General features: G+C 58.8%; 4 protein-coding genes. 1 reads left to right on the top strand and 3 read right to left on the bottom strand.

Annotation, left to right across the window (positions count from 1 at the left end; translation table 11 throughout):
- Positions 1–9: 9 nt before the first annotated feature.
- Positions 10–1,548: a murein biosynthesis integral membrane protein MurJ gene (murJ, locus tag OQK_RS15105; protein WP_016773124.1), complete on the bottom strand. Its 1,539-nt coding sequence runs from the start codon at positions 1,546–1,548 to the stop codon at positions 10–12.
- Between the two features lie 252 nt (positions 1,549–1,800).
- Here murJ and rpsT point away from each other — a divergent pair, with 252 nt between their 5' ends.
- Complete coding sequence (gene rpsT / locus OQK_RS15100; RefSeq protein ID WP_003228351.1) at positions 1,801–2,073, top strand: 30S ribosomal protein S20; 273 nt, start codon at positions 1,801–1,803, stop codon at positions 2,071–2,073.
- A 184-nt stretch (positions 2,074–2,257) separates the two neighbouring features.
- Here rpsT and OQK_RS15095 read toward each other — a convergent pair whose 3' ends face one another.
- Both OQK_RS15095 and proB read right to left on the bottom strand, forming a co-directional pair.
- The gene (locus tag OQK_RS15095; RefSeq protein ID WP_016773123.1) at positions 2,258–2,725 is read right to left on the bottom strand and encodes a CreA family protein; all 468 of its coding nucleotides are present in this window, start codon (positions 2,723–2,725) and stop codon (positions 2,258–2,260) included.
- Between the two features lie 10 nt (positions 2,726–2,735).
- Positions 2,736–3,760, bottom strand: a 1,025-nt coding sequence (proB, locus tag OQK_RS15090) for a glutamate 5-kinase (protein ID WP_038860976.1), incomplete at its 5' end; no start/stop codon positions are given.

Here is a 3,760-nt window from a genome sequence, read left to right as displayed (position 1 = left end):
GCTGAAACCTCAGCTCAAGGCTTTGCGATTGAAGTCGCGCAGGCGGAAACCCAGCAGCAGCAACATACCGAAATACGCCACCACACCGGCCACCACCAGTGCGCCCAGGCGCAGGAAGCGCTCTAGCATATGCCCCTCATCCCAGGCGGGCATGAAATGCATGCCGGCCAGCAACACCGCCGACATCACGGTCACTGCAACGACCAGCTTGAAGCCGAATTTGCCCCAGCCCGGTTGCGGTTGATACATCTTTTGCTTGCGCAGTTGATAGAACAGCAGCCCGGCGTTCAGGCAAGCACCGGCACTGATCGCCAAGGCAAGGCCGGCATGGGCCAGTGGGCCGATCAACGCCAGGTTGAACAACTGGGTACAGACCAGCGTGAAAATCGCGATTTTCACCGGGGTGCGAATGTTCTGTTGCGCATAAAAGCCCGGCGCCAGCACTTTGATCACGATAATCCCGAGCAGGCCGACCGAATAGGCAATCAGCGCACGCTGGGTCATCTCGGCATCAAAGCCACTGAACTGGCCGTACTGAAACAATGAAACAGTCAGCGGTTCAGCAAGAATCCCCAGCGCCAATGCGCACGGCAGCACCAGCACAAAGCACAGGCGCAACCCCCAATCGAGGATCCGCGAATACTCGTGGCGATCCTTGCTGGCGTAGGTCTTGGCCAGCGTTGGCAGAAGAATCGTGCCGAGCGCCACGCCCAATACGCCCGACGGCAATTCCATCAAGCGGTCGGCGTAATACATCCACGACACCGAACCCGCGACGAGAAACGAGGCGAAGATGGTGTTGATGATCAGCGAAATCTGACTGACCGACACGCCGAGAATCGCTGGCAGCATCTGCTTCATCACCCGCCACACGCCGCTGTCGCGCAGGTTCAGGCGCGGCAGCACCAGCATGCCGATCTTTTTCAGGTGCGGCAGCTGATACAGCAACTGCGCCAGACCGCCGACCAGCACCGCCCAGCCAAGAGCCATGACCGGCGGATCGAAATACGGCGTGAGGAACAGCGAAAACACGATCATGCTGACGTTGAGCAGAGTCGGTACGAAGGCCGGCACCGAGAAGCGGTTCCAGGTATTCAGAATCGCGCCGGCCAGCGACGACAGCGAGATCAGCAATATATAAGGAAAGGTCACCCGCAACAGATCGGAGGTGAGCTGGAATTTCTCCGGGGTATCGGTAAAACCGGGCGCTGTGGCCCAGATCACCCAAGGGGCGGCGATCATGCCCAGCGCCGTCACCACCGCCAATACCAGCGTCAGCAGGCCCGACACATAGGCAATAAAGGTGCGCGTCGCCTCTTCGCCCTGCTGGCTTTTATATTCAGCCAGAATCGGCACGAAAGCCTGGGAGAAAGCCCCTTCGGCAAAGATGCGCCGCAGCAGGTTGGGCAGTTTGAACGCAATAAAGAAGGCATCCGTGGCCATCCCGGCGCCGAATGTCCGCGCGATCAGCGTGTCACGAACAAAACCCAGAATCCGGGAAAGCATCGTGATAGAGCTGACGGCGGCCAACGATTTGAGCAGATTCATTGAGAGAGTTTGTGCCTGTCGATAAACAGCAGGCGAACAATGCGCCTACTTGTGCGATACTCCGCGCCGCAACAGCACAGAGCCAAAGCTCGCGAGTTTACAGGTCAAGCGCCGGAAATAAATATCCCGCCTCTTTATACCTACCACTTAGCGGAACGATTCAAGTGCCCTTGACAAGACAAGTCTTCATCGGCATGATTCGCGGCCTATTTTGTTTGCTATTTCCTAAAAAGTCTTTCGAGGAGCTCGACGGTGGCCAACTCACCTTCCGCCAAAAAACGTGCAAAACAGGCTGAGAAGCGTCGCAGCCACAACGCCAGCCTGCGTTCCATGGTTCGTACCTACATCAAGAATGTAGTTAAGGCCATCGACGCAAAAGACGCTGAAAAAGCTCAAGCTGCATACGTTCTGGCTGTGCCAGTTATCGACCGTATGGCCGATAAAGGCATCATCCACAAGAACAAGGCTGCTCGTCATAAGAGCCGTCTGAATGGCCACGTCAAAGCGCTGAAAGAAGCCGCTTAATCGACGTAGTCATTAAAAAACCGACCTCAGGGTCGGTTTTTTATTGCCTGTGATTTAACAAGCTACAGGCAAAAAAAAGTGGGAGCGAGCCTGCTCGCGAATGCGATCTGCCAGTTGATATTTCTATCGACCGACATGACCTCTTCGCGAGCAGGCTCGCTCCCACAGTTCGGATTGATGACGCTTATTGCTGGACCGGCACCCACGGCAGGATCGGGATGGCCGTGACCGCATTCTGCGGACTGCCCTCGATCAAGCGATCGCTGTAGACCAGGTACACCAGCGTGTTGCGCTTCTTGTCGAGAAAACGCACCACTTGCATGGTCTTGAACACCAGCGAGGTGCGCTCCTTGAACACCTCGTCGCTATCCTTCAGTTCACCCTTGAATTTGATCGGCCCGACCTGGCGACAAGCGATCGACGCCTCAGCACGATCCTCGGCCAGACCGAGACCGCCCTTCACTCCACCAGTCTTGGCGCGTGACAGGTAGCAGGTCACGCCTTCGACTTTCGGATCGTCGAACGCCTCGACCACGATCCGGTCATTCGGCCCGACAAACTTGAACACCGTCGACACCTGACCGATTTCCTCGGCCGAGGCCAGCAATGGCATGGCCATCAGCAGGCCCAACAATCCTTTCGCTACACGCATCGAATTTTCCTTAGACCAGAATCAGGTTGTCACGGTGAACCAGTTCCGGCTCCGCCATGTAACCGAGCAAACCGACAATCGCATCCGACGACTGACCGATGATTTTTTGCGCTTCCAGGGCGCTGTAATTGGCCAGACCCCGAGCGATCTCCCGACCGTCCGGCGCCACACAGACGACCATCTCACCGCGACGGAAACTGCCTTGAACCAGTTTCACACCCACCGGCAGCAGACTTTTGTTGCCCTTGGACAACGCCGACACCGCCCCCTCATCCAGCACCAGAGTGCCACGGGTTTGCAGGTGACCGGCCAGCCACTGCTTGCGCGCCGCGAGCATGCCACGCTCCGGCGATAGCAGCGTGCCAATGCGCTCGCCCGCCTTCAGGCGATCGAGCACACGCTCAAGGCGCCCGCCGACGATGATGGTGTGCGCACCGGAACGCGCTGCCAGGCGTGCCGCACGCAACTTGGTCTGCATGCCGCCGCGCCCCAGCGCACCACCGGTACCACCGGCAACCGCATCCAGCGTCGGATCATCGGCGCGTGCTTCATAAATCAGCTGCGCATCGGGATTGTTGCGCGGATCGGCGTCGAACATGCCGTCGCGATCAGTGAGGATCACCAGCAGATCGGCCTCGACCAGATTGGCCACCAGCGCCGCCAGCGTGTCGTTGTCGCCGAAACGGATTTCATCGGTGACCACAGTGTCGTTTTCGTTGATCACCGGAATGACTTTCAGCTCGACCAGCGCACGCAAGGTACTGCGGGCGTTGAGGTAGCGCTTGCGGTCGGAGAGGTCGTCGTGGGTCAGGAGAATCTGCGCAGTGTGCCGGCCATGCTCGGCGAAGCTCGACTCCCAAGCCTGCACCAGCCCCATCTGACCGATTGCAGCGGCCGCCTGGAGCTCGTGCATGGCACTGGGTCGCGCGGTCCAGCCCAAGCGACTCATGCCGGCCGCCACCGCCCCGGAGGACACCAGCACCAGCTCGACGCCCGCTTCATGCAACGCCACCATCTGCTCGACCCAGACACTCA

The sequence above is a fragment of the Pseudomonas sp. R62 genome (assembly GCF_000257605.1).
Taxonomy (GTDB): Bacteria; Pseudomonadota; Gammaproteobacteria; order Pseudomonadales; family Pseudomonadaceae; genus Aquipseudomonas; species Aquipseudomonas atacamensis.
Note: the sequence above shows the minus strand (reverse complement) of the source record. Positions and strands in the feature narration are given on the sequence as shown.

Excerpts from the sequence above, each read along its gene's own strand:
- OQK_RS15095 (WP_016773123.1), bottom strand. The coding sequence starts at position 2,725 with ATGCGTGTAGCGAAAGGATTGTTGGGCCTGCTGATGGCCATGCCATTG.
- murJ (WP_016773124.1), bottom strand. The coding sequence starts at position 1,548 with ATGAATCTGCTCAAATCGTTGGCCGCCGTCAGCTCTATCACGATGCTT.